This is a genomic window from Treponema denticola, assembly GCF_024181645.1.
Classification (GTDB): domain Bacteria; phylum Spirochaetota; class Spirochaetia; order Treponematales; family Treponemataceae; genus Treponema_B; species Treponema_B denticola_A.
Window position 1 is genome coordinate 1234344 of record NZ_CP058624.1, and the last position, 24641, is coordinate 1258984.

Annotated in this window: 20 protein-coding genes, 1 tRNA gene and 1 pseudogene; 5 read left to right on the top strand and 17 right to left on the bottom strand. The window is 38.6% G+C overall.

Annotation, left to right across the window (positions count from 1 at the left end):
• Positions 1-25 precede the first annotated feature (25 nt).
• Positions 26-1291 carry an FTR1 family iron permease gene (locus HO345_RS05900; RefSeq protein ID WP_253684468.1) on the bottom strand — a complete coding sequence of 422 codons (1266 nt, stop codon included), beginning with the start codon at positions 1289-1291 and terminating at the stop codon, positions 26-28.
• Between the two features lie 226 nt (positions 1292-1517).
• Between HO345_RS05900 and HO345_RS05905 the strand changes: the two genes are divergently transcribed.
• On the top strand, positions 1518-3197 hold the full coding sequence (locus HO345_RS05905; RefSeq protein ID WP_253684469.1) for an ATP-binding cassette domain-containing protein: 1680 nt from the start codon (positions 1518-1520) through the stop codon (positions 3195-3197).
• Between the two features lie 70 nt (positions 3198-3267).
• Here HO345_RS05905 and HO345_RS05910 read toward each other — a convergent pair whose 3' ends face one another.
• Complete coding sequence (locus tag HO345_RS05910) at positions 3268-3933, bottom strand: ABC transporter ATP-binding protein (protein ID WP_253684470.1); 666 nt, start codon at positions 3931-3933, stop codon at positions 3268-3270.
• Positions 3934-3967: 34 nt separating this feature from the next.
• Positions 3968-4363, bottom strand: coding sequence for a DUF4418 family protein (locus HO345_RS05915; RefSeq protein ID WP_253684471.1), 396 nt, complete (start codon positions 4361-4363; stop codon positions 3968-3970).
• Between the two features lie 185 nt (positions 4364-4548).
• On the opposite strand from HO345_RS05915, the gene sdaAB reads away from it, so the two are divergent.
• Together sdaAB and sdaAA are read left to right on the top strand one after the other, a co-directional pair.
• Positions 4549-5211, top strand: coding sequence for an L-serine ammonia-lyase, iron-sulfur-dependent subunit beta (gene sdaAB / locus HO345_RS05920; protein ID WP_253684472.1), 663 nt, complete (start codon positions 4549-4551; stop codon positions 5209-5211).
• 17 nt (positions 5212-5228) lie between these two features.
• Positions 5229-6119 carry an L-serine ammonia-lyase, iron-sulfur-dependent, subunit alpha gene (sdaAA, locus tag HO345_RS05925; protein ID WP_253684473.1) on the top strand — a complete coding sequence of 297 codons (891 nt, stop codon included), beginning with the start codon at positions 5229-5231 and terminating at the stop codon, positions 6117-6119.
• A gap of 43 nt (positions 6120-6162) precedes the next feature.
• On the opposite strand, the gene HO345_RS05930 is transcribed toward sdaAA, so the two are convergent.
• From HO345_RS05930 to ppdK, 6 genes and pseudogenes are all read right to left on the bottom strand, one after another.
• A complete protein-coding gene (locus HO345_RS05930; RefSeq protein WP_253684474.1) occupies positions 6163-6606 on the bottom strand; it encodes an NfeD family protein in 444 nt (147 codons plus the stop codon).
• A gap of 92 nt (positions 6607-6698) precedes the next feature.
• Positions 6699-6902: a 50S ribosomal protein L31 gene (gene rpmE, locus HO345_RS05935; RefSeq protein ID WP_002682894.1), complete on the bottom strand. Its 204-nt coding sequence runs from the start codon at positions 6900-6902 to the stop codon at positions 6699-6701.
• Positions 6903-6938: 36 nt separating this feature from the next.
• Positions 6939-8204, bottom strand: a pseudogene (gene rho / locus HO345_RS05940) (transcription termination factor Rho); the annotation flags it as partial.
• A gap of 569 nt (positions 8205-8773) precedes the next feature.
• A tRNA-Glu gene (locus tag HO345_RS05945) sits at positions 8774-8845 on the bottom strand.
• 95 nt (positions 8846-8940) lie between these two features.
• Positions 8941-9318, bottom strand: coding sequence for a chorismate mutase (aroH, locus tag HO345_RS05950; RefSeq protein WP_253684476.1), 378 nt, complete (start codon positions 9316-9318; stop codon positions 8941-8943).
• 78 nt (positions 9319-9396) lie between these two features.
• Positions 9397-12198 carry a pyruvate, phosphate dikinase gene (gene ppdK / locus HO345_RS05955; RefSeq protein ID WP_253684477.1) on the bottom strand — a complete coding sequence of 934 codons (2802 nt, stop codon included), beginning with the start codon at positions 12196-12198 and terminating at the stop codon, positions 9397-9399.
• Positions 12199-12293: 95 nt separating this feature from the next.
• Here ppdK and HO345_RS05960 point away from each other — a divergent pair, with 95 nt between their 5' ends.
• Positions 12294-13526 (top strand): CapA family protein, encoded by a 1233-nt coding sequence (locus HO345_RS05960; protein WP_253684478.1) that lies wholly within the window; start codon positions 12294-12296, stop codon positions 13524-13526.
• Between the two features lie 4 nt (positions 13527-13530).
• Here the strand turns inward: HO345_RS05960 and HO345_RS05965 are convergent, their stop codons facing one another.
• The 5 genes from HO345_RS05965 to HO345_RS05985 form a co-directional block, all read right to left on the bottom strand.
• Positions 13531-14973, bottom strand: coding sequence for a lyase family protein (locus HO345_RS05965; protein WP_253684479.1), 1443 nt, complete (start codon positions 14971-14973; stop codon positions 13531-13533).
• Between the two features lie 113 nt (positions 14974-15086).
• Complete coding sequence (locus HO345_RS05970; RefSeq protein ID WP_253684480.1) at positions 15087-16721, bottom strand: leucine-rich repeat protein; 1635 nt, start codon at positions 16719-16721, stop codon at positions 15087-15089.
• A 38-nt stretch (positions 16722-16759) separates the two neighbouring features.
• A complete protein-coding gene (locus HO345_RS05975) occupies positions 16760-18241 on the bottom strand; it encodes a DUF8523 domain-containing protein (protein ID WP_253684481.1) in 1482 nt (493 codons plus the stop codon).
• A complete protein-coding gene (locus HO345_RS05980) occupies positions 18238-18654 on the bottom strand; it encodes a hypothetical protein (RefSeq protein WP_253684482.1) in 417 nt (138 codons plus the stop codon). Before HO345_RS05980 ends, HO345_RS05975 begins: the two co-directional genes overlap by 4 nt.
• Positions 18635-21577, bottom strand: coding sequence for an AAA family ATPase (locus HO345_RS05985; RefSeq protein ID WP_253684483.1), 2943 nt, complete (start codon positions 21575-21577; stop codon positions 18635-18637). Before HO345_RS05985 ends, HO345_RS05980 begins: the two co-directional genes overlap by 20 nt.
• 117 nt (positions 21578-21694) lie before the next feature.
• Between HO345_RS05985 and HO345_RS05990 the strand changes: the two genes are divergently transcribed.
• The gene (locus tag HO345_RS05990) at positions 21695-22315 is read left to right on the top strand and encodes a helix-turn-helix domain-containing protein (RefSeq protein WP_253684484.1); all 621 of its coding nucleotides are present in this window, start codon (positions 21695-21697) and stop codon (positions 22313-22315) included.
• A gap of 30 nt (positions 22316-22345) precedes the next feature.
• Here the strand turns inward: HO345_RS05990 and HO345_RS05995 are convergent, their stop codons facing one another.
• The 3 genes from HO345_RS05995 to HO345_RS06005 are packed head-to-tail and all read right to left on the bottom strand — an operon-like array spanning position 22346 to position 24637.
• A complete protein-coding gene (locus HO345_RS05995; protein WP_002693807.1) occupies positions 22346-22786 on the bottom strand; it encodes a response regulator in 441 nt (146 codons plus the stop codon).
• A gap of 21 nt (positions 22787-22807) precedes the next feature.
• Positions 22808-23272, bottom strand: a complete 465-nt coding sequence (locus HO345_RS06000) for a chemotaxis protein CheX (RefSeq protein WP_010697289.1) — start codon at positions 23270-23272, stop codon at positions 22808-22810.
• A gap of 24 nt (positions 23273-23296) precedes the next feature.
• Positions 23297-24637, bottom strand: a complete 1341-nt coding sequence (locus HO345_RS06005; RefSeq protein ID WP_010697288.1) for a CheR family methyltransferase — start codon at positions 24635-24637, stop codon at positions 23297-23299.
• Positions 24638-24641 lie beyond the last annotated feature (4 nt).

The following is a 24641-nucleotide window of genomic DNA, read 5'->3' on the forward strand; positions in this document are numbered from 1 at the left end:
ATTTATTTTTTTTGGCCTAAATTAATTATTCTTTACCTTCTTTCTTTTTTAATTCGGCAAGAATCTTTTTATTTTTTTTGACATATAAACTTGAAAAGACTATAATCGTAATTAAAACTATTATTTGAGGTATCAAACTTTCATAGGTTGCATATATGCCTAAAAAATCCAACTCAAAACTTTGCATCCACGGGATTATAGTCTTTCCGACCACACCTGCAGCCTGCAATTCCGAAACTCCCTTTCCCGTAAACGAAAAACAAAGTATGTACATTAAAATACTTGTTACTGTAAAAAACGGCTTTAGGGGCAGTTTTACGCTTAAAAATCTAAAGGCAAGGAAAACACCGGCTAAAATAATAACCGATAATACAATAGCTAAAATCATAGCTCTTTGACCGCTTGCACCTTGAACGGGAACACCTTGGAAGAACAAAATAAGCTCGGCTCCTTCTCTTGCAACGGCAATAAAGGCTGCAAAAACCAAGACCCACTTATTACCGGTCGATACCGAAGATTCAACCTTCTTTTGAATGTATCTTTCCCATGCTTCCGTTTCCGATTTTGAAATCATCCAGTTGCTTACATAGAATAAAACTATTACGGCAACAAACATTCCGATACCTTCAAAAATCTCTTGAGCTATACCGCTTTGCGCACCTGCCAATAAACCGAATAAAAATGCTAAAACTATACTTACAAGAATACCGGCAAGAGCTCCGATATAAACGGAAGATATGTACTTCTTTTTTCCGGTTTTTACAAGATAAGCGATAATAGCCGCTATAACCAAAATAGCTTCCAAGCCTTCACGCAGTATAAGCACAAAGCAGGAAATAAAGGTAGCAACAGCCGCCGATTTTCCGCTTCCGCCCTTGTCATTGGAAGTACCGTCAAGTTCGGCTGCATCATGGTAGAGCATCGCTATAAGAGCGTCCTTATGAGCTCTTATCATTTCGCTGTCCTTATCGCTTTTTACGTTTTTTCTGTACTCATAAAAAGCGTTTTCGACAGCCGTTTTGCGAGCACCGGAAAGATAGCTCATCGTTATCTTTTCCATTCCCTTGGATTCGTAATATCTAAAATAAGCGGCATTTACTTCGTCATAGGCTTCGCGGGTTTTCCCCTGTGTATACAATTCGTAGGCATTATTCAGGTGAATTTCCATTTTTTCGACTATTTTAGTCCATGAACTCAAGTCTTCTTTTTCTGTTGCAAAGAGAGATAAACAAAGAGAAAACAATAAAAAAAACATCAAAAGCCTTTTAGAGGCTTTTTCTATCACTTCCATAATAACTCCAAAATTGTAATAGATAACTTACTTATATTAAGTATACTTACTCAAATAAAAAATGTCAAGTATTGCATACATATTTAAAAAATAAATTTCAAAAAAATAATACAAAAAAAGGCGTTTTTAAGATATTTTTAAGGCAATGCGATATGTTGACAATCCACTTAAACCATACTATACTCATAGGCAATTAAGCTAATCCTTAAGGCCTTTGGAGGAAAAAATGAAAATCTTTAAAAATTGGGGCGAAACGGTTTTATTTTGTTTGCTTGTATTTACTCTAACAGCATTCAATGCGTCCATTTCGCTGATTATTGCCCGCTTAGCCGATATTGCAAATACCGGTACGGTTGAAACCGTTCTCAAATTTTTAGCTTTTTGTTTTGTTTTTATAATATTTGGGATTATAATTAGCTACATAGTTAAAAATTACTTTCATAAAATTGTGTACCGCTATATGCTTAGATATAAAAATGCGGTTTATTCATCGGCTCTCCTTACAAAATACGGAGAAAATGTAGATTCCGGTGAATATATAAATGCCTTAACAAATGATGCAATGCAAATCGAGACGCTCTATGTTACTTCCTGTTTAACCGCTTTACAGGAAATATTTTCTTTTATATGCGGTACGGTTGTCGCTATTACGATTCACCCGCTCTTGTTTGTTTTAATCTTCGTTTTCGGCTGCATAGAGGCGGCATTTATGAAAGCAAGAAGCAAGGCGATGGTACACGCTACTGAAATTTTATCAAAGAATAATGAAGCTTATGCACAAAATCTTAAGTCTCACTTGGAAGCCAATTTACTTTTACGAATGGAACACTTATTGGCTTGGTCGCAGCGGCTGATTTTTCAAAGTACCGATACGGCTCTATCATCTCACCGAAAGCAAAAACAAGCAATGACAAAAACGCAAATAACGACAATAACGATTGGTCTCCTTGCGACGCTTGTTGTTATGGGGGCTGCATCTATTTTAGCAATTTACAAAATAGTTTCTATCGGAGCGGTACTTGCTGCCGGTAGTTTAATCGGTACGATTTCAGCGCCTATCGGAGAGTTAGGGCGTATTTATGCCGATTACAAAGCGGGAAAAGAATTAAATAATAAAATTAAGAATAAATTTCATTTAAGCGATGAGGAAGTGAATTTTGACAGCACGGACACCTTAGATAAAATCAATATTGAACGCATTAGCGTATCGAATTTGGATTTTTCGGTTGAAGAAAAACATATCTTAAAAAATATCGATTTTAATTTTGAAGGCGGAAAAAAATATGCGGTTGTAGGTCAAGCCGGTTCCGGTAAAAGTACACTTCTAAAACTGATTGCAGGTATTTTAGATTCCAATTCGCACATTACATACAATGGAAAAATTTTAAACACTTCCGAAATTTTTGATAACATCTGCTACATTCCGCAAAACATCACAATTTTAGAAGACACGCTTGAAAAAAATATTTGCCTCAATAAAAAAGATTGTTCAGGCAGTATTATAGAAAAACTGGCTTTAACCGAATTGGCGGAAAAACGGAAAGCTGACGGCAATAAAATCGATGCGACAGTTTCGGGCGGCGAAAAACAAAAAATAGCGATGGCTCGTGCATTGGTAAAAGATGCTTCCGTTTTTTTACTCGATGAATTTAATTCAGGTTTGGATAATTACAGCATTAAACTTATCGAAGACATTGTTACGGCACAAAAAGATAAGCTCGTTATTTTTATCACACACAGATTAAATCCCGAAACCTTAAAAAAGTGTGATGAGATTCTTTTTATGCAGGACGGCAAAATTGCAGAACATGGGAATTTTTCAGCCTTGCTGGAAAATAAAAACTCCCTGTTTAAAAATTTTTATGAAAACGATGCTGAAAAAATCAACAACCCTCCGCACGAATAAATTAAATGGGAAAAAGCCGATTTTAAGAATTGATAAATGAGCGGCTATATTTTAGACGCTCATTTTAAACCTATTCCCTTTTTAATTCTCCGTCATCCATTCTATATATGGTACTATCCTCATTTAAAATTTCAGAATCATGGGTTACAATCAAAACGGCGGTACCTAGTTTATTAACACTTTTTATAAGATTCATAACCGTTTCAGAAGTTTCCTTGTCAAGATTTGCCGTAGGTTCGTCTGCAATGAGTAATTTGGGAGAATTCATAAGAGCCCTTGCAATCAACATCCGCTTTACTTCTCCGCCGGATAAATTTTGGGGCATCTCGTTCTTTAAATGAGCTATATCCATCAGTTCCAGAAGGCTTAAAGCCCTGCCCTCACTGTCGCCGTCCCTGTTAAATAAAAAAAACGGAACCCTTACGTTATCAAAGACCGAAAGATTCGGCAAATAAGCTAAAAACTGAGGAACAAAGCCTATCGACTCATTTCGGTAAAAGCTCTTAGCGGTATCGCTCATAGATGAAATATCCTCATCTTCAAAAAAGACCTGCCCCTGCGTAGGATCTAAAATACCTGATATTAAATTAAGAAAGGTTGTTTTTCCCGAACCGGAACGTCCTACAATGAATACAAAATCGGAAGCCGAAATGGAAATGTCTACATTTTTTACTGCAAAAAAAGAATTTCTGCCTCTGGCAAAGGATTTGGAAAGCGATTTCGTTTTTAAAAGCATAAGCCGCCCTTTTATAGATTACTTATTCGATAAATTACTCAACTTTTTCTTTACGTGAAAGAAAAACATAAACAAGGCTTACCGCAATCAAAGCAATAGCCAATAGAATAACTATAGGCTTTGTATAAACATTACAGCTCATATTTGAGTGCTTACAGGTACCTATAACAAGGGTTTCTAACAAAATAAGACTTACCCCGGTTCCGATATTGTATACAGATATTCCGAAACGTGATTTTTTACAAATAAAAAAAGCAAGTCCTGATAAGGTAATCAGCCCCCCTAACAACCTCACAGCTTCTCCCATCCAATGACATTTCATAAAACTGCCGTCAGCCTTAGGAGAACATACATGGGCAAAGCCGAACGGAGCAAATAAAACCAATAGACCGATTATAATAATGAGTGCACTGAATATGTATCTTTTCATATTTTCCCTTCCTAATAATTTATAAAATTTAAAATACAATTTTGAGTATAGACACATCAAAAAAAAATGTCAACCCTATATTACATAAATTTTAAATAATATGTTTTTTCTAAAAATCCGATCAGTTTTTTAAGATAGCCCTCATATTGACCTCAGCAATTTTTTTTTATATAATATCGATTAATATGGATGTTTTCGATATTATAGGCCCGATTATGATAGGGCCGTCCAGTTCGCATACGGCAGGAGCCGTCAGAATCGGATATTTAACAAGGGTTCTTCTTGCAGAACCTGCTATAAAAGCAAGAGTTTATTTGCACGGTTCTTTTGCCTACACCTATAAGGGGCACGGTACCGACAGGGCTATTGCGGCAGGTATTATGGGAATGAAACCTGAAAACGAACGTATAAGAAACAGCCTGACCCTTGCAAAAGAGCAAGGTTTGGACATCACCTTTGAGTCTATAGATATACCTAATACCCACCCCAACACGGCATTGATTGAACTGACGGGTATTGACGGAAAAGAGATTTCCGTGCAAGGCTCCTCCATAGGGGGCGGGAATATCATAATTACCAAAATAAACGGAAAACCTGTAGAGTTAAGCGGTAAAAACCCCACACTCGTAGTAGAATATCAAGATATCCCCGGAAGAATAGCTGCCATAACAAGCGTAACGGCAAAACACAAGATAAATATTTCGCAAATTCATATTGGAAGAGATTACCGCGGCGGAACCGCCACAATGTGCCTTCAAATGGACGGTTTAAGCGTCGGCCCGGAATTAAAGGAGGACATTTTGCAAATAGACCACATCTACAATGTTATCCTGATTCAGCCAGTATAATTTTAAGGGTATAAACTATGAAAACAATAGAGTATAAAAAAATAGAAGACCTGATACAAAAGGCAGCCGAAAAGTCTTTAAGAATTTCGGATATTATTTTAGAAGATCAAAGCTCCGCCCTTGAAGAAACTAAAGAACAGTGCTTTGAAAGAATGCAGGAGCATTTAAACGTAATGCTTGAAGCGATTGACAAAGGAACAAACCCTGATATACGCTCGACAAGCGGGCTTACGGGCGGAGATGCTTATAAAATATACGAAAGATCTGAAAACGGAAAAGCTCTCTGCGGCCCCCTCCTTGCTAACGGCATAAGAATGGCTATGGCCGTTTCCGAATTAAACGCTTCAATGGGAAAAATAGTTGCAGCCCCCACTGCCGGTTCCTGCGGTATTCTCCCGGGTGCAATCGGAGCCGTTCTAAAAACAAAGGATGTAAAAAAAGAAGATGCAGTTATGTCCTTGTTTACTGCCGGAGCTATCGGGATGGTTATAGCCAACACTGCTTCAATTTCGGGAGCTGAGGGCGGATGTCAAGCCGAATGCGGCTCGGCCTCAGCCATGGCAGCAGGAGCCATAGTAGAAATGTGCGGAGGAACCCCTGAAATGGTAGGCCATGCAACGGCTATTGCCCTTAAATGTATCTTAGGTCTTGTTTGCGACCCTGTAGCAGGCTTGGTTGAAGTTCCTTGCGTAAAACGGAATGCTTCCGGCGTAAGCCTTGCTTTTACGGCGGCAGAGCTTGCCTTAGCAGGAATCAAAAGTGCTATCCCCGTAGACGAGGTTATAATAGCCATGAAAAAAGTCGGAGATTCTATACCTTCAGCCTTGAGAGAAACGGCCGAAGGGGGCCTCGCCTGTACAGCCACGGGCAAAAGACTTCAAAAAGAAATATTCGGAAAAACTTTATAAAAAGGTATCCTTTAAAAACCGAATTTTTAAAGGACCTTAAAAGTTATTTTTCAGCCTTTTCAACAATGTAGGTAAGCCCTTCCCGCCTTAGGACCCTCACCATTGAGCCTTCAGGAATTTCTTCCGAAAGGGAACGTGCACTCCATGTTGTACCCTGATACTTTATTCTGCCTTCCTTGTTATGAAAAACCGTTTCAATAACATCGGCAAACTCTTCCGCTTCTTTACCGCTTTTTTTATCGGGATAAAAAATAGTACCCTTAAAAACAGGAGTGAATTTTTTACGCAAAAAGATCAAAGAAAGAACCGAAAAAATAATAAAGATTATTATTTGAAGCCAAAGAGCTTGATTAATAAAAGGAATTAAACTAAAAACAGAAGTAAAAACAGCTCCGAAGCCGAAGAAGATAATAACAAGGCCGGGAATTATAAGCTCCAAGCCTATGCAAACAACACCAACCAAAAGCCAGATAGACCACCATCCCATAAACTCCCCCTATAAAAACTTTTTACAGCAAATATTAAATTTGCAAAAAAAGCATAAGCACGAGAAACCCCGTGCTTAGCTTACAAAGACAATTAGTCTTTAATATTGTATCGTTTCTTAAAGCGATCAATTCGTCCTGCAGTGTCAACAAGCTTTTGTTTTCCCGTAAAAAAAGGATGACACTGCGAGCAGATTTCAACCTTGATATCTTTGGCTGTGGAACGCGTATTTATTACATTTCCGCAAGCGCAAGTAACGGTTGTTTCTTCATATTTCGGATGAATATCTTTTTTCATACAAACCTCCCAAGGTAGTGTTATAATATACAATATTTACTCTTTTTGTGCAAGACCGGCATTCATTGATTTTAAGAAAGCTTCATTATTCTTGCTCTTATTCATTTTATCTATTAAAAATTCGATAATATCGGCATCATCCATCGAGCTGATGAATTTACGCAATATCCACATAAGCTGCATTTCTGCTTCCGTTAATAAAAGCTCTTCTTTTCGAGTTCCCGAGCGTTTTATATTGATAGCAGGGAATAAACGGCGGTCTGAAAGTTTTCTGTCTAGGTTTACTTCCATATTGCCCGTTCCCTTAAATTCTTCAAAAATAACCTCGTCCATCTTGCTGCCGGTTTCAATAAGAGCCGTAGCTATTATCGTTAAACTTCCGCCTTCTTCGATATTTCTTGCGGCACCGAAAAAGCGTTTGGGTTTATGGAGAGAGTTTGAATCCACACCTCCGGATAGAACCTTACCCGAAGTAGGCATCGTCTGGTTATATGCCCTTGCCAAACGGGTAATTGAATCCAAAAGAATAACTACATCCCTCTTGTGCTCAACAAGGCGTTTTGCCTTTTCAAGCACCATTTCAGCAACCTGAACGTGACGGGTTGCCTGCTCATCAAAGGTAGAAGAAATAACTTCCGCATTTACCGTGCGCTCCATATCGGTAACTTCTTCGGGACGCTCATCTATCAAAAGAACTATAAGATAAACTTCAGGATGATTGGCCGTAATTGCATTTGCAATCTTTTGAAGCATTATCGTTTTTCCCGTACGAGGAGGAGCTACAATCAATCCTCTCTGTCCTTTTCCTATCGGACAAAAAAGATTCATAATTCGGGTAGAAATTTCTTGAGTAGTTGTTTCAAGGTTTAATTTTTCTTTAGGATAAAGGGGGGTGAGGTTATCAAACGGAATACGGCGCTGTGATTTTGCAGGCTCATCAAAGTTGACGGTTTCTACTCTTAAAAGAGCAAAATATCTTTCACCCTCTTTTGGGGAGCGGATTTGACCGTAAACCGTATCTCCCGTTTTAAGATTAAAAAGTCTTATCTGACTGGGAGAAACATAAACGTCATCAGTTCCGGTTAAATAGCTGTTTTGAGGCGAGCGTAAAAAACCGTATCCGTCAGGAAGAGTCTCTAAAGAACCGGAGGCAAAAATAGTACCGCCCTGATTGGTATGGTTTTTAAGAATGTGGTAAATCACATCCTGTTTTTTCATTAAGGAAAGTTCATCCTCCGGTACGCCGTATTTTATGGCCATATCCCTTAAATCATGCATACGCATCTTTGTAAGATCATTTATAATGATTTTAAAAGAAGGATCCGATACGGGCGGGACTTCTTCTTTTTCTTCTTGAACATCTTTAGGCATGCGTTTTTTTGCAGTTATATTAGTTCTTTTTGACGATTTAGTTTCAGCTTCATCAGAAGAACTTTCTGTTTTTTTGCGTCCTCGAGAACGGACAACAACTTTTTTTTCAAAATTTTCATCAACTGCATCCTGTTCAATCTGCTCTGCAACAGCTTGAATCTCACTTGATGAGACAGATCTATCTTCAGCCTGTGAGCCGGCCGGACTAAGACTCAAGTCTCCATCAGAGTTAATACCCTCATCAAACAAGGTATCCTCAGAGGTTTGCGGCAAAGTTTTCCTTTTTCTTATTGTCATCGGATTTTTCTCCTACGTTCGTAACTTAAATATATCATTCCAAAATTCAGTATTCGGCTTGAGGAACCGAAAAAGACATGTAAAATGAATTGTTACTGTTGAATAGATTTTTAGTCTAACAAATTTATTTTATTTTGTCAAGTAAAGCTTTTTTTTAGCTTTAAGATTACTAAAAAAATACCCTCGATTTAATCGAGGGTATCCATCTCCTAGGGGAATTGAACCCCTGTTGTCGGGATGAAAACCCGATGTCCTAACCACTAGACGAAGGAGACATGGTAAAACACATCGCGTTGAAACGCATTGCGTTGACAAGAAAGGAATATATCATATTTTTATAATTATGTCAAGCAAAATTACAAAAATTCTTTTATTTATCCGTCTTTCTTATCAAATCAGGTCGTAAAACCTCAGCTCCGCCCATATAAATATGACTCGGCTTCTTCCTGGAATAATAATAAATTAAGATTCTAATAGTTTTAGGTAAACTGCCTTCCATACAGGGCTCTAAAGCACAAAAAAGAGCCGTATTTTTTGCAAAGCCGTTTTTTCTTAAAGCTGATGCAGGATTTAAAGCCTTTATATCTGAGGTAACCGTAAATTGTATTGAAACTATGTCCTTTTCAGACAGGGAATTTTCCATTAAGATTCGGCTGTAAAGGTTTACAACTGCCGAAGAGATGCCGGCTTCATTGTCTTCACAGCATACGGCCCCGCGCAAGGCTCTTAATTTTTTTATCAAGCTCATTTTTTTTACTTAAAATCTTTAAATTAAAGCGCTGCACCTTGGCTTATTCACAATGGTGCAGTGCTTTAAAATTAATTTTTATTTGGCAGGCTTTTTAGCCGGCTTCTTACCGGTTTTTGCCTTTGCTTTTTCGGAAGACTTTGAATTCTTAGCGGCAGCCTTGGCAGGATTTTTTACACCGGCCTTAGCTTTTGAAGCTTCAACTTCAGCCTGAGCTGCGGCAAGTCTTGCTATAGGAACCCGTAAGGGTGAAGCGGAAACATAGTCCATTCCTGCCCTGCAGAAAAACTTAACCGAATTTAAGTCTCCTCCGTGTTCACCGCACACACCTATTTCCAAGTTCTTTTTGACTCCTCTTCCCTTTTGAATAGCGAAAGCTACCAAGATACCGACACCTTCTTGATCCAATGATTGGAAGGGGTCAGCCTTAAATACGCCGGCCTTGTTTTCATCTACATATTCAGGAAGGAATTTACCTGCATCATCTCGGCTTATACCTATGGTCATCTGCGTAAGATCGTTTGTACCGAAAGAGAAAAATTCAGCATGTTCCGCTATTTTGTCTGCAAGGAGAGCAGCCCTCGGAGTTTCAATCATAGTACCGACCATGTACTTAAGCTTTTTATCCTTAGCCTTTTTCTCGATGATATCGTCTGCAACAGCTCGAACCCTCTTTTCCAAAATTTTAAATTCTTTTGCATCGATTGTAAGAGGAATCATTATTTCGGGTAAAACGGCAATTCCTTTCTTTTGAACCGTGCAGGCTGCATTTATAATGGCAGTAACCTGCATTTCAAGAATTTCAGGATAGGTAATGCTCAAGCGGCAGCCCCTGTGTCCCAACATCGGGTTTGCTTCGGTCAGCTGGTCTACACGGTTTTTTACGCTTGCAAAACTTATATTAAGCTTTTCGGCCAACTTTTGCTGACCTTCTTTATCATGAGGAACAAATTCGTGTAAGGGCGGGTCTATCAAGCGGATTGTTACGGGATAACCGTTCATAGCCTTAAAGATACCCTCAAAATCCTTTGTCTGATAAGGAAGAAGTTTTTTTAGAGCCTTTTCTCTAGCTTCCTTGTTTTCTGCAATAATCATTTCACGGATTGCCTGTATCCTGCTCTCATCGCTAAAGAACATATGCTCGGTTCGGCAAAGACCGATACCTTGGGCTCCATGGCCTACGGCTATCTTAGCATCTTCGGGCGTATCGGCATTTGTTCTTACTTTTATTTTTCGTATCTGATCAACCCATTCCATGATTTTTTTATAGGCTGCAGGAGGCTTGGGAGTAATTAAGGGTAACTCGCCCTTATAAACAGCACCCTTTGAGCCGTCCAAGGTTATATAATCACCTTCTTTTAAGACAATGCCCTTGGCCGAAACTTCTTTTTTCTCGTAATCAATTCTTAAATTTTCACAGCCTACTATACAGCATTTTCCCCAGCCTCTGGCAACTACGGCTGCATGGCTGGTTTTTCCGCCGGTTGCGGTTAAAATACCCTCGGCAGCGTGCATACCGCCTACATCTTCGGGGCTTGTTTCATGGCGGACTAGAACTGCTTTTTTACCGTCCTTTGCAGCAGCTTCCGCAGCTTCTGCCGAAAGACAGATTATACCGCAGGCAGCTCCCGGAACGGCAGGAATACCATCAACAAGATGGGCGGATTTTAAATCGGCAGCCTTCGAATAATCCAAGGCCTTGTAGAATACGCCTTCAATATCCGAAGCCTTAATACGGCTGACTGCTTCTTCCTTAGTTATAAGTTTTTCTTCCACCATATCTACAGCCATCTGGAAGGCGGCTGCAGGAAGCCTCTTACCGGTTCGGCATTGGAGCATGTATAATTCACCTTCTTCAACGGTAAATTCCATATCCTGCATATCCTTATAATGCTTTTCAAGGATTTTGCGTGCATCGCAAAGTTTTTTATAAGCGGCAGGATCTTTTTTTGCAAAAACATCGAGCTTAATAGGAGTTCTGATTCCTGCAACAACGTCCTCGCCTTGGGCATTAAAGAGGTATTCACCGTAAAAGTCGTTTTTACCGGAATTCGGATCGCGCGTAAAGCAGACTCCTGTACCCGAATTATCTCCTTTGTTTCCGAATACCATCTGCATAACGTTTACAGCCGTACCGCGGATTCCTACAATGTTCTCAACCCTTCTGTAAGTAACGGCCTTATCGGACATCCAAGAACCGAATACGGCTCCTATAGAACCCCAAAGCTGTTTTATAGGATCTTGCGGGAAGGGAGCTTTTATTTCTTTTTCATAAAGTTTTTTAGATCTATCGATAACTTCCTGTAATTCAGGTTCGTTTACATCGGTATCAGACACTTTTGCAGATTGAGCAAGATTAAGACGCTTTTTTGTTCTTTTTTCTTTTACATCATCAAAAATTTTATCGAATTTTTCACGTTCAATATTCATTGCCGTAGAACCGTACATCAAAATAAACCTACGGTAAGCATCCAGGGCAAACCTTAAATTTCCGGTCTTTTCGGCCAAGCCTTGAACGGATTGGTCATTTAGGCCTAGGTTCAAAATTGTCTCCATCATTCCGGGCATCGAAACGGGAGCCCCCGATCGAACGGAAACCAAAAGAGGATCTTTTTTGTCCCCAAGTTTTTTTCCGGTAATTTTTTCCAATTTTGAAAGATAAGATTCGACTTGAGCTTTTAGTTCGACAGGATACTTTCTGTTATTTTTATAATACTCTTCGCAAACCTCGGTTGTAATAGTAAATCCGGCAGGAACAGGAAGCCCTATAGCCGTCATTTCGGCCAGACCGGCACCCTTACCTCCCAATACTTCCTTCATCGTACCATTACCTTCAGCGCTACCTCCGCCAAAAAAATATACATATTTTGACTTTGCCATTGCATTGTCCTCCTTGAACATTGAACAATTATTACAATATATTTATATATTGTATCTTGTATAATATCAATTGTCAATGTATAATTATAATAATTATGAAAAAAAATCTTAAGTCTTATTTATTTTTATTTATCACAGCGGCGGTTTTTGTTTTAAATTCCTGTAATTCAACCGAAATTTCCGAATCAAAATTATCCGAAAAAAAAGATGATATAAGCGAACTTGTTTTAAGCTTCTCAGGCGACATTATGGCTCATGATGTCAATTTTAAAATGAAAGACTACAATCGAATTTATGATGATATTAGGGATATTCTTTTAAACGATGATTTGAGTTTTGGAAATGTGGAAACACCGGTCTGTGAGGAAAGACCGCTTTCAACTTTTCCATGTTTTAATATACATAAAGATTATCTTAAAGCTGCAATAGATGGGGGATTCGATGTCTTTTCCTTTGCCAATAATCACACCAACGATCAAGGCATTCAGGGAATTGACGGCACAATTAAAAGCTTTAATGCTTTAAAAGAAGAGTATAAAAATAAAGAGCTTTTTTCTTCCGGTTTAAAAAACAAAGAAGATGAAGACTTTAAACCTGTCCTAATCGAAAAAAAAGGCTGGAAGATTTTATTTTTATCGGTAACGGAACTTATCAACTCTCACGGTAAATCAAAACACAGGCTTTATTACTCGGAACCCTCAAAGGCAGGAAGGGAAAAACTTCTTTTATCCATAAAAAAAATGAGGGAAGAAAATCCTTGCGATATTTTTATTCTGTCTCTTCATCTAAACGAAGCAGAATACGGCCTTAAAGTTTTAGATAGTAAAAAGGCATGGTTTAAGGCCTTAGCCCAAGCAGGAATAGATGTAGTCTGGGCTAATCATCCCCATGTTTTACAGGATTGGGAGCTTTCAGAGGTGGAAATCTTAACCGATGATTCCAAAAAAGATATTATTCAAATCAATAAAGGAGAGAATAATGAACCTCTTGACTCTTTGCTCACACATAAAAAAAATGCTTTTTTTATGTACTCTATGGGAAATTTTATTTCGGGTCAAAGGTGGAAGGTGAACTATGCCGATCCGGCCTATTACAGGGAATATACGGGAGACTCAATAATAATGCAGTTACGCTTAAAAAAAATAGACGGTATTTTGCAGCCTGAAATAGAGGCAGCCCCTGTTTTAATTACAAACTATAATGAAAAAGATGCCCCCGTAATAAAACGGTTTACCCAAGAATGGATTGAGACCCTTCCCGAAAAAGAAAGGGCCTACTATCTTAAAAGGCTTGAGCTTATGAGGGCTTACTTGCCTAAGCTAAAATAAAAACTTACATTAAGGCCTTATACTTTTCGGCTAAAGCTTTTGCTTTTACGTTTGCAAGGCCTCGGTAGCGTTCAGGGTTTGCAAAAAATTCTTCGGGCTTATCAAAGTTAAGCTCTTTTAATCTTTCCGTAACAAGGGCAAAGACCTTTTCTTCGGCTTTTAAGGCCTCATAAAAACTTATCTTTTGATTTTCGGCAGCAAGGGTAATCTTACGTATTACCTCATGGGCATCGGAAACACCGCATTCCGCCAAAAGAATATAAGCGGGCTCGGCCATAACGCCTCCCCTAACCTTTCCTCCGCCCTGTAAAAGGTTTTTGAGCATGTTTTCCCTATCGGCCTGTAAGCCTTTTAAGATTGAATTCATACGGTTAAAGGCCAAAGCAAGGCCTGTCAGATAATCGGCTATAAACCTCTGGCTTGCAGAGTTGGATAAATCCCTTTGGTGTTCCGAGATTTGATCCATATAAAAACTCATTACGCGGGGAGAAAATGTCTTCCACAAGCTTTTTACATGCTCGGAGTTCCATGGGTTACGCTTTTGAGGCATGGTAGAAGATCCTACCTGTGTTGCACTAAAATATTCAAAAACCTCCCCTATCTCGGTTCTTTGCAAATTACGTAAATCGTCTGCAAGGTTTGCAATTATGCCGAAGGCAATATTTGCTTCAAGAAGGAGGCGGAGCATGTATTCAGGCTCCACAAGCTGATGAGAATATTCGGAAGGCTTTAAACCGAGGTAATCAAGGTAGATTTTTTCAAACCTCATAGGCTCGGAAACTATTAAGGATGCCGCATTATAAGCCCCTACGGCTCCGGCAAATTTTCCGCGTAAATCTTTTACAAGCTCTTCCATTTTTAAAATCGACTTACCCAGACGGGCTACATATTCGGAAACGGCATAGCCGAAGGTAATCGGAACCGCATGCTGACCGTGAGTACGCCCGACCTGAGGCGTTTCAGCCTCTCTTTCAGCTATATCGCAAAGTAAAAGTTCGGTTTTCTTTAAAAGAGGAATTATTACCTTTATGACAGCATCCCTTATCCTCATAGAAAAGGCCGTGTCGAGGATGTCGGCACTGGTAGCCCCAAGGTGAACCAAGGGAGCTGTATTTTCGGGAACTTTTTTCTTTAAGACATTTACCAAGGCTCTTATATTGTGCTGGGTCTTATGTTCTTCTTCATACACTTCGGAAGGATCGATATTTAAGGCAATATCGTCCAAGGTTCTTTCAAGCTCGCTGCTCAGTTTTGGAAGTAAAGAGCCTTTTTTTTCTTCTGCTATTTTAAGATGGGCCTTTACAAGGGCCATTTCGGCCATGGCACAATAAACAATGCCCGCTTCTTCCGATAAAAAAACCGACAGTTCGTCATAAAGACCTCCTTGCGGAAGGGAATAACGATGATCTATCGGCGATATATTTTTAAAAATACTTCTTGTTTCCATGTCCAATATAATGACCTAAAGAAGATGTTTAGTCAAGCGGTTTAATATCGGCTTATACAAGTTTTATTCATCATAAGAACTAGGGAGTACCGGTACTGTCTTTGAGCAGTTTTTCAATCATCTTCTAAGTTTTTACATCCATAGAAAGCCTGTTCACCGATTTTGGTAAGATTTTTACAAGCGGAAATATCCAACTTTGTTAAACCGGTACAGCCTGAAAAAGCCCATTCACCGATTTCGGTAAGACTAGCAGGCAGACGGACTTCAGTTAAGCCTGTACACCCGTCAAAAGCCCATCCCTCGATTTGGGTAACAGTATCAGGTATGGAAATTTGTGTAATACCTCCGGCTGCACATATAAGTTTTTTCATATTCTTTGTGTATATCACATTATCCTTACTGTAATAGCTTGTGTTTTCCGGGGCGACTATCAGCCTATGTAAATTTCTGCAGGCTGCAAAAGCTCCTTTACCGATTTCGGTAAGCCTTGCAGGTAAACGGACTTCAGTTAAACCTGTACACTCGTCAAAAGCCCAGTAACCGATTTTGGTAAGACTTGCAGGTAAGCGGACTTCAGTTAAGCCGGTACAGCCAAAAAAAGCCCATCTGCCTATGTCGACAAGATTTGTACAGGCAGAAAAGTCGATTTCAGTTAACCCCTTACAGTCGTAAAAAGCATTCTCACCTATTTTTTTAACCTCTGCAGGAAGTATAAGTTTTCCTTGCAGTTTTGTTTTATCGGTAAGTCCGGTGAGTGTGCCGTCTTTATCAATGATTAGTAAGGGCTTTGTGTTTTTCTGTAACTGTTCTTCTAATTCCTTAAGCTTTGCTTGTGCCTCAGTCAGCCCCTGATCCGCAGCTTTACCAAACCATTCGGAAGCTTTTTTATAATCCTTTTTTACTCCTATTCCCTGATAATACAGCCAGCCGAGACTAAACTGGCCTTCGGCATCACCCTGTTCCGCTGCTTTTCGATGCCAGTAGACGGCTTTTTCATCATTTTGCTCAACTCCAATCCCATTGTGATACATCCAGCCGAGCTTATTCTGAGCCTTAGCCAGCCCTTGTTCCGCTGCTTTGAAGTACCATTCTGCGGCCTGTTCATGGTTTTTTGCAAGGCCTAAACCATCAAAGTACATATTTCCAAGATTAAACTGTGCCTCAGCAAGGTCTTTTTCAGCGGCCTTACGATACCAGTAAACTGCTGACTCATAGCTTTGCTCTATGCCCCGTCCTGTTTTATACATAAAGCCAAGATTATTCTGTGCCTCGTAAAGCCCTTGTTCCGCTGCTTTACTATACCAGTAAACGGCTTGTTTATAATTTTGCTCTACACCCAATCCTTCCTTATACATAAAGCCAAGGTTGTTTTGTGCCCAGGCATGACCCTGTTCGGCTGATTTTTTGTACCAGTAAACGGCTTGCTTATAACTTTGCTCTACACCTTTCCCTTCTGCAAACATGTCTGCAAGATTGTTCTGAGCTAATATATGTCCTTGTTTGGCAGCTTTACGATACCAGTATGCCGCTGTTTCGTAATTTTGCGTTACGCCCTTGCCCTCATAATATAAACCGGCTAGCTTGTTTTGTGATTCGGCAAGTCCTTTTTCAGCCTCTTTCTGCAGTATCCGTATTTCATCAGTTTCCTCTGCATGAAGAGGGCTTACAAATAACAGCGGCAGCATACATACAGCCGTCATCATAAAAACTTTTATAAGAACGAATCCTTTTTTCTTTGCTTCCTTCATTGTAAATACTCCCAAAAGTTCATAGACATGCTAACTTCTTATTTTATATCGATATAGAATTTTTTGATGTACCTTATTCTTGCGTCTGCTTTATCCCAAAATTTGCTTTCGGGATAGGCCTTAGTCAGGGTTTGATAGGCTTCCAAAGCTTTTTTTACATTTTTATTGGGGCCGTTTAATTCGTAAGCTTGCCCCCGTAAAAATAAGGCTTCATCCAAATTTACAGAATAATTTTTAAAAAAATCTTCTGTCGAATTTAGAGCACTTACTGCATTTCCTTCCGAAATATAGCCCCTTATCATGTCCAGCATCTCTGCAGCCGATTTAAAATCCTGTCCGGACGTTTTAGACTCTGATTTTTCGGTTACGGTTATAAGATCGGGAGCATCATAAACTTTCTTATTTTCGTTTTTTTTAGCTGAAGATGAAGACTCAGCCTTTAACGGTGTTCCGGCTAAAACTTCATCATATTTATTTTCCTTTTTTAAATCCGGCTTATTTTCCTTCTGAGTGTTTATAGGCCCCTTATAGTCAGGTGCTTTAACCGTATTATTAAGCTTTGTTTTCGCTTTTTCAACATGAACGGCAATAGAATCCGAAATAAAGTTATCCGAAAAAACATCAAAGTACGAAAAGTTAAGAATATATGAACCTTCATCTCCAGCTCCAAAATGGAAGATAGAGGTACCGCTTTGAAGTTTTCTTTGCTGATACTTTATACCTTTTTGTGCAGAGGACTCACCTAAGTACACCCACCCCTCTCCGGGGTATACAACTTCAAGCCTCTGTCCCGTATAGAGCTTTACCGAACGGGAGGCTTTTTCTTCTTTTGACTCATCAGGTTCGGTACTTGGAAATTCCGAAAAAACGCGGGCAGGTTCACTATCCTTAATTTTTTCTTCGTTCACAAGATTCTTATCTAAATTATCCGTATTGGAATTATCTTCATTGGATATGCCGGGACCTTCAGGTATAGAAGGTTTTGTTTCTGCTGCTGCAGGAGCTTTATCGGAATTTATTACGGGTTTTTCTTGTTTTTTATCAGACTTGTTTGTAACGGACTGATTAGATGTTAAAGGAGCCGAATCCTGAGGTTTTTTTTCTTCAGGCGGTTCTAAAGGAGCAGGTTTAATTACAGAAGGTAAATCGGGTTTTGCCTCATTAGATGAGACTGCTTCATCATTCGATGGGGAGGTCTCATTTTCATCCTCCGTATCAACTATCATCTCCAATGCCGGTTTATCGGCAACAGGTTTAGGATCGGAAACGGATTCTACCGATTCGGCTTCAGGTACTTTCATGATTATAATCTTTTCGGAATTCTTAACATTTTCAGAATCCTTGGGAGCTTCAGTATCGGATTCCTCATCGGTTTCAGTTTTGGGTTCATTAACCGCAATATCTTCAGTTTTTTTATCTTCAATTAAAGCTTCGCCTGTATTTTTTTTGGTACTTGCACAGGAATTAAAAAAGATAAAAATCAAAAATAATATTAATATAAAACGTATTGACAATTTCATGGAGCCGCCTCCAATATTTTATCGGCAATTTTTTTATTCTGTTTATGCAGTTCCTCCATATCCTCTTCCGTAGGAGGCTCATACCAATAGTCAACCTCTTCTTTTTCCCATATTTTACGCTGTTCCCGCGAAAACTGTATAGGAGGCAGATAAAGCGGTTCGTCTATAATCTGAATTTTATCGGTATCTACCTTACCGGATTTAAAATCGGAATTTTTAGATGATAGAACAGCTTTTTTTGTTTCGGAATGTGATGCATCATCTTTTTTTTGTGAAAAAATAATCAAAAGGAGGCTTAAAATTAGGATAAAAATCAAAGCACATACAATTATAATAACAGCCTTCCTGTTATGAGAAAAGGAATCCTGCATGTTTTTTAAAATACCGCTTATTTTACTCTTGAGGTCTATCATCTTCTGAAATTTCCTCCTCATCGTTTACGGTTTTTATTCTTTTAGGCGGATGAGGCGGAATATAAACTCCCTCCTCAGGCTCAACATCTTCTTCTACAAAGGGCTCATTAACCAAATCTATAGTTTTTGATTCAAGGTCTGATTCATTATCCAGTCTTATGGCTATAACCTTTGAAACACCCGATTCTTCCATGGTAACGCCCAGCATGGCGTTTGCACCCAAAACGGTCTTTTTATTATGAGTGATAACAATGTACTGGCTTACATTTGCAAATTCACGAAGCGTAGTAACAAAGCGGGTAACATTTTGCTCATCAAGGGCTGCGTCAATTTCGTCGAGAAGACAGAACGGAGAAGGCTTTACCATATAGGTTGCAAATAAAAGAGCTACCGCCGTCATGGATTTTTCTCCACCCGATAATAGACTTATGTTTTCAAGTTTTTTTCCGGGGGGCTGTGCAAAAATTTCAATTCCCGATTCAAGCACATTTTTCGGATCTGTTAAGCGTATTTCTGCCCTTCCTCCTCCAAAAAGTCTCCTAAACATATTATGAAAATTCTTTTTAATTTTATTATAGGTGTCCAAAAAAAGCTCGGTGGATTCGGCCGTAATCTCGTCCGTAATCCTCTGCAAGTCTGCACGGGCCTTATCAAGATCGCTTATATGTTTAGTTAAAAATTCATAGCGTTCTTTAACGCTTTCAAATTCTTCGGGAGCCATAAAGTTTACCCGTCCCAAAGAATCAAGCTTTTGCTTAATCGAAGAAAGACTGTCCCTAAGTTCACTTACGGACGAGGTCAGAGTAAACATCCTCTCTTCAAATTCCATAAGCTCTCTGGAATGCTTTTCTCTAAAATTTTCTTTTGTGTTACGAATATCGGCTTCAATCCCTGCAAGATCCAAATGGAATTTTTCCAAAAGAGAGTTGGCCTTTGAAAGCTCTGCAGTAAGTTTGTCAACCTTTCCCCTCTTACTGGCAAGGTCGGAGTTTTTTATCGAGATTTCATTTTCAAGTTTTTCAAGCTCGGCACTTATCTTTCTTCCCTCATATTCCAAAGAATTTATCTCGCCTTCAAGTTCCGAAATATCTTCTTCCGTTTGCTTTAATTGTTTTTCCTCGGTAAAAAATTCGTTTTCAAGGTCATGAAGTATTTTTTTCTCTGAAGAAAGCTGACGTTCTAAAAGTTTAACCTGATCTTCGGCATTTTTTGCCTGAGCATCTACCTTGGCCCTGTTTACACGCAAGTCTTCAAGGGTTTTGCGATAGTCGTTTATCTTAACGGAAAGCTCGTTGTTTTCTTCTATCAAAGCGGCAATTTTAGTACGGTTATTTTCGATAGATTGCCTGTTTTCCAAGATAGCGGCATCGACGGCTCTTTTTTTGGTAATAATACCTTCAGGAGCCAAAAAGTCATCAATAAAGCCTGCCGAAGATTTTTTATATTTTTCAAGAGCATTTTGAATTTCATCGCTTATGGATAAAAGTGAAGAAAAACTTTGAACGGAGTCTTCTGCAAATTTTTTTACATCATCTGCAGAGTGATTTTCTATCGCAGCAAAGTCGGAAAATATAGCTTTTTTTCCCGTAATTAAAACCTTTAACCGGTTTAAAGCACCGTCCAAGTCTTTTTCGGCTTCCAAGCGATTTGCCGAGGAATAACCTGCCGATCTTAAATTTTTATCAAGCTCGGTAACGATATCTTCGGTTATGGACTTTAATTCAAGCTCCATATCTCCTCTCATATCGTCAAGCCTTTTTATATCGTCTTCAAGTCTTTTTACTTCTTCCTTATTTGAAGTAATCTTATGGCTTGCCAAGTCTATGTTTTTTTCAAAGTCTTCGGCATTTTTTTCTATTGCAGAAACCTGTTTTTTAAACTCAAAAACATCGGCATTTTTTTCGGAAATATCGTCCTCAAGGCTTTCAATATTTTCCTTGATTGAAGAGGTCTTAGCCTCCAGCTGGTTAAGCTTTAGCTTAAGCTCGGAACGGCGTTTATTGTAAATTTGAACCTGCTCCTGCTTACCTTTTTGTTCTATAGCTAGGTTTAATACCTTTGTCCGGTAAGCATTAAGCTTCTCTTCCATTCCATTTACAATATCCATATTTTCGGAAAGGAGTCCGTGAATACCGTCAATTTGCTCCTGTATGGAATCTCTTTTTTCGGAAGCTTCTTTTAAGCTTTGTTTTTTTGCGGCAAGGCCGTCTACAAAACTTTTTAAGCGTAAAAGCTGAATATCCCTTTCATGTTCAAAAACGGCATCTTTTAGCTCACGATACTTAATCGTTTGTTCAGACTGAATTTTTAAGGTATCATAAGATCTGCGGACCTCGGCCAAAGCAGCTTCAATCTGTTTCATATTTTCTTGAGTTTTTTCGAGCTTTCGTTCAGCATCCTGCCTTTTTACCTTAAATTTCGTTATACCGGCCGCTTCTTCAAAAAGATAACGCCTTTCTTCAGGCTTGCTCGAAAGAATCTGGTCGATTTTTCCCTGTTCCATAACGGAATATGCAGCCTTTCCGACACCTGTGTCCCAAAAAAGCTCTCTAATTTCACGCAGCTTTGCCGGCTGGTTGTTGATAAAATATTCACTTTCCCCTGAACGGTAAAGCCGCCTCTTTATAGCTATTTCGCTTAAATCTAAACTCAAAAGGCCCTTTTCATTGCTTATAGTCAAAGTTACTTCTGCAATATTAAGTTGATTTCTCTTTTCGGTACCGTTAAAAATAACGTCTTCCATTTTGTCGGCCCGTAAAGTACGGGACGATTGCTCACCCAATACCCACTTTACTGCATCTACTACGTTACTTTTTCCGCAGCCGTTGGGACCTAGGAGAGCTGTTATACCATCTGCAAATTCAATTTTTACTCTATCGGGAAAGGACTTAAATCCGAAAATTTCAAGATTTTTAAGAAACATAGCCCGAACATCCTTTTAACATGTACATATAGAGATTATACAATTTATTTGCTTGTTTGTCATTAGGAATTGAAAAGTTTTTAAGGGATAGAATAGTTTTTCCGATAAAATGGTATTATGAAAGTATTGGTTTTTGATAGAAAAATAGAAACGCTTGCCTTTTTGTGTGAAAAGCTGGAAAATCATGGAATTATAACTATTGCTGCAGAAAACGGCAGCAAATTTATATGTAATTACTTGGATCCCGAATTGGATGCCATCATTGTAGCAACAAAAGAATTAGTCCATTATAGCTTAAATGAAGCTCGATTGATAAAAAAGATATACAAAGACATTACAATTTGTACTTATTTTCACGAAGATTGCTATAATATAAAAAAGGTCAATATAGTAAGCTCTTCAGGAATACCAGAAAGCATAAAAAGAAATGAAAAAATCCTCAAAATAATTCTTTCAAAATGTAAAAGAAGACCGGATCTTAATAAAGACTATATTTACAGCCTGCCTAAAAAGTCCGGAATCTTGCTAAAGCACTTAATTATAAACAGACAAAAAGGATTAAGTGATGAAGAGATAAGCACAATTTTTTGGGGAGAAAAAATTCCTTCAAAACAAAACAGCATCTATAATCATGTTTACAACCTAAAAAAATCTCTCAAAAAAAGTTTTAGCAATAGATATACTATTTTAAAAGCAAACAAACGTTACAGGCTTATAAAACTAAAAAAAGAGGCTTAAACTTCATGATTTAAGCCTCTTTTATAAAGACTAGGAAATGCCTAGGACACCGGCGACACGCTCCAAAACTTTTTTGCGGTCAAGCGGCTTTACAATATAGTTCTTGGCTCCAAGCAAAAGAGCTTTTTTTACAAGTTCCTCTTTTCCCAGAGCACTTATCATAACTACCTTGGCATTTTTATCGAATGCCATTATCTGCTCCAAGGCGGTTAGACCGTCCATTTTAGGCATCGTAATATCCATTGTTACAAGGTCAACATTGGGACATAATTCTTTATATTTTTCAACGCCCTCAAATCCGTCAACAGCGGTAGCAATAACCTCATAACCTTCACTATTCAATATCTGTCCTATTTGCTTTGTAACAAATATGGAATCATCAACAACCAAAATCTTATAAGGTGTTCCATCCGGTTTTTTGCCTTCAGGGGCTCTCTCGTTAATATTCGGAAAATCTTGTTTCGATATCATAATAAAACTCCTTTAATTTTCTTATACTCGGTCACGAATTGCGACGTTGATTTCTACTTTACCCTGAGGAGCAGTCATCGGCACAATTAAAGCTTCGATATCGTTATTGGATATCTTCATATTTTCGCCTGTAAACAGAGCCGGAGGAGTTAAGTCAAACTTAAATCCTAAATCATGAAGCTTTGTTACAGCCTGAGCCGTAATAAGATTAGCCAATTCCGTAATCGTTGCACGAGCAAGCTCATCAAATTCCGACAATTCCTCGTTATTCATTGCAGAGGCAATCTTTAAAGCTGTGTCCAAGGTCATATCGAATATAACCCGGCCCTCAACATCCCCGGCAAGACCTACAATAGCTGCAACACCCATAACCGGCATACAAGTCGATTTTAGGTACAAGTCGCCGCGTTTTATATCCTCACTTAAAACTTGTGACAGGATATTGTAAGCAGCTTCGCTAAACGGATTAATATACTCTACACGCATTTATTTCTCCTTATCCTTTTATATTTATTCTTTTGTAAAAATTACAATATCACCTGAGCTGTTTCTCAGCCAGCCGTCTTGCTTGGGCATTGCCTCATTATGACCCAGAATTATAAGTCCGGAATCTTTAAGCTTTTCCCTAAATTCTTCTATTAGGGTTCTTTGAACATTTGGATTCATAAAAGACAAAACATCCCTTGCAACAATTATATCTACATCGGGAACGGCATTTTGATGAGTACAATCATGGTACTCAAAAAGAATCATATCCTTTATCTCTTTTGAAAATGTCAAACTTCCTGAAGCAGTCTTTGTAATATATGTCTCATAAATACCTGAAGCAATATCATCGGGAACCGAAAGCATAGGAGCATTCGAAATAGCCAACAAATCCGAATCATTTGCATAAATCTTTACATGAGCACGAGGATAACGCATTTTTAATAGAACAGCAAGACTGTATGCTTCATATCCTTGGCCGCATCCTATACACCAAACATTAATTACGGAAGAAGTATTCTCCGGAAGCATTTTATAATAGGCATTTATATAGGCCTCACTCCAAAAGTTTTTTGTAAAAGGTGACAAGAAAGAGGATAAAAATTCTCCGGCATCTTTTTCGGATTGAATTTGCAAGCTTCCTGAAGGACGCATATCCTTCCACTCTACATACCTCTCCTTGACCCAATCTTCATTAACGGCAGAAATATAGAATTTACCCATAGCCGATAATGTATCGCCTATAAATTTTATATCCAAATTTTCTGAAGATTGATTTACTTGTACTTTTACAGGCTCTTTTACTGCAGCGGCTGTAACAGGAGGTAAATTTTCTTCAACTTTATCTTTTTGACGCGAAGCAAATATCTTATCGACATCAAGAAGAATATACAGATGACCTCCGTTTTCTACAACACCGTGAATATATTTAATATTTATATCACCGAAGATAGGATGCGGGGGCTGAATTGTACTGCTGGATACACCCACAACCTTATCAATAAAGTCAACTACAACACCGAAGGTCTGATCTTGAACATTTATGATAACCATACTTTCAGGCTGGTTTTTTTTGCGAGTCGGTACCGGAATATTAAAGAAAATACGCAAATCAATTATCGGAATAATATCACCGCGGAGGTTGTATACTCCCAACACAAATGGAGAAGTATTGGGTACATAGGTAAAGTTTCCAGCCTTTGCTATTTCCTTAACGCGCATAATATCTATAGCATAATCCTTACCGGCAAGGGAAAATGTTACCATCTTAAAATCAACGACAACAACCTGTTCATGAAGAGAATCGGCTTCACCGCTGCTTAGATCCGTATTTGTATTTAATTTTAATTCATTTGTTTCTTCCATAAAT

Bases quoted from the DNA above. Each gene is read 5' to 3' on its own strand.
- HO345_RS05900 (WP_253684468.1), bottom strand. From the start codon at position 1,291: ATGGAAGTGATAGAAAAAGCCTCTAAAAGGCTTTTGATGTTTTTTTTA.
- HO345_RS05905 (WP_253684469.1), top strand. From the start codon at position 1,518: ATGAAAATCTTTAAAAATTGGGGCGAAACGGTTTTATTTTGTTTGCTT.
- HO345_RS05910 (WP_253684470.1), bottom strand. From the start codon at position 3,933: ATGCTTTTAAAAACGAAATCGCTTTCCAAATCCTTTGCCAGAGGCAGA.
- HO345_RS05915 (WP_253684471.1), bottom strand. From the start codon at position 4,363: ATGAAAAGATACATATTCAGTGCACTCATTATTATAATCGGTCTATTG.
- sdaAB (WP_253684472.1), top strand. From the start codon at position 4,549: ATGGATGTTTTCGATATTATAGGCCCGATTATGATAGGGCCGTCCAGT.
- sdaAA (WP_253684473.1), top strand. From the start codon at position 5,229: ATGAAAACAATAGAGTATAAAAAAATAGAAGACCTGATACAAAAGGCA.
- HO345_RS05930 (WP_253684474.1), bottom strand. From the start codon at position 6,606: ATGGGATGGTGGTCTATCTGGCTTTTGGTTGGTGTTGTTTGCATAGGC.
- rpmE (WP_002682894.1), bottom strand. From the start codon at position 6,902: ATGAAAAAAGATATTCATCCGAAATATGAAGAAACAACCGTTACTTGC.
- aroH (WP_253684476.1), bottom strand. From the start codon at position 9,318: ATGAGCTTGATAAAAAAATTAAGAGCCTTGCGCGGGGCCGTATGCTGT.
- ppdK (WP_253684477.1), bottom strand. From the start codon at position 12,198: ATGGCAAAGTCAAAATATGTATATTTTTTTGGCGGAGGTAGCGCTGAA.
- HO345_RS05960 (WP_253684478.1), top strand. From the start codon at position 12,294: ATGAAAAAAAATCTTAAGTCTTATTTATTTTTATTTATCACAGCGGCG.
- HO345_RS05965 (WP_253684479.1), bottom strand. From the start codon at position 14,973: ATGGAAACAAGAAGTATTTTTAAAAATATATCGCCGATAGATCATCGT.
- HO345_RS05970 (WP_253684480.1), bottom strand. From the start codon at position 16,721: ATGAAGGAAGCAAAGAAAAAAGGATTCGTTCTTATAAAAGTTTTTATG.
- HO345_RS05975 (WP_253684481.1), bottom strand. From the start codon at position 18,241: ATGAAATTGTCAATACGTTTTATATTAATATTATTTTTGATTTTTATC.
- HO345_RS05980 (WP_253684482.1), bottom strand. From the start codon at position 18,654: ATGATAGACCTCAAGAGTAAAATAAGCGGTATTTTAAAAAACATGCAG.
- HO345_RS05985 (WP_253684483.1), bottom strand. From the start codon at position 21,577: ATGTTTCTTAAAAATCTTGAAATTTTCGGATTTAAGTCCTTTCCCGAT.
- HO345_RS05990 (WP_253684484.1), top strand. From the start codon at position 21,695: ATGAAAGTATTGGTTTTTGATAGAAAAATAGAAACGCTTGCCTTTTTG.
- HO345_RS05995 (WP_002693807.1), bottom strand. From the start codon at position 22,786: ATGATATCGAAACAAGATTTTCCGAATATTAACGAGAGAGCCCCTGAA.
- HO345_RS06000 (WP_010697289.1), bottom strand. From the start codon at position 23,272: ATGCGTGTAGAGTATATTAATCCGTTTAGCGAAGCTGCTTACAATATC.
- HO345_RS06005 (WP_010697288.1), bottom strand. From the start codon at position 24,637: ATGGAAGAAACAAATGAATTAAAATTAAATACAAATACGGATCTAAGC.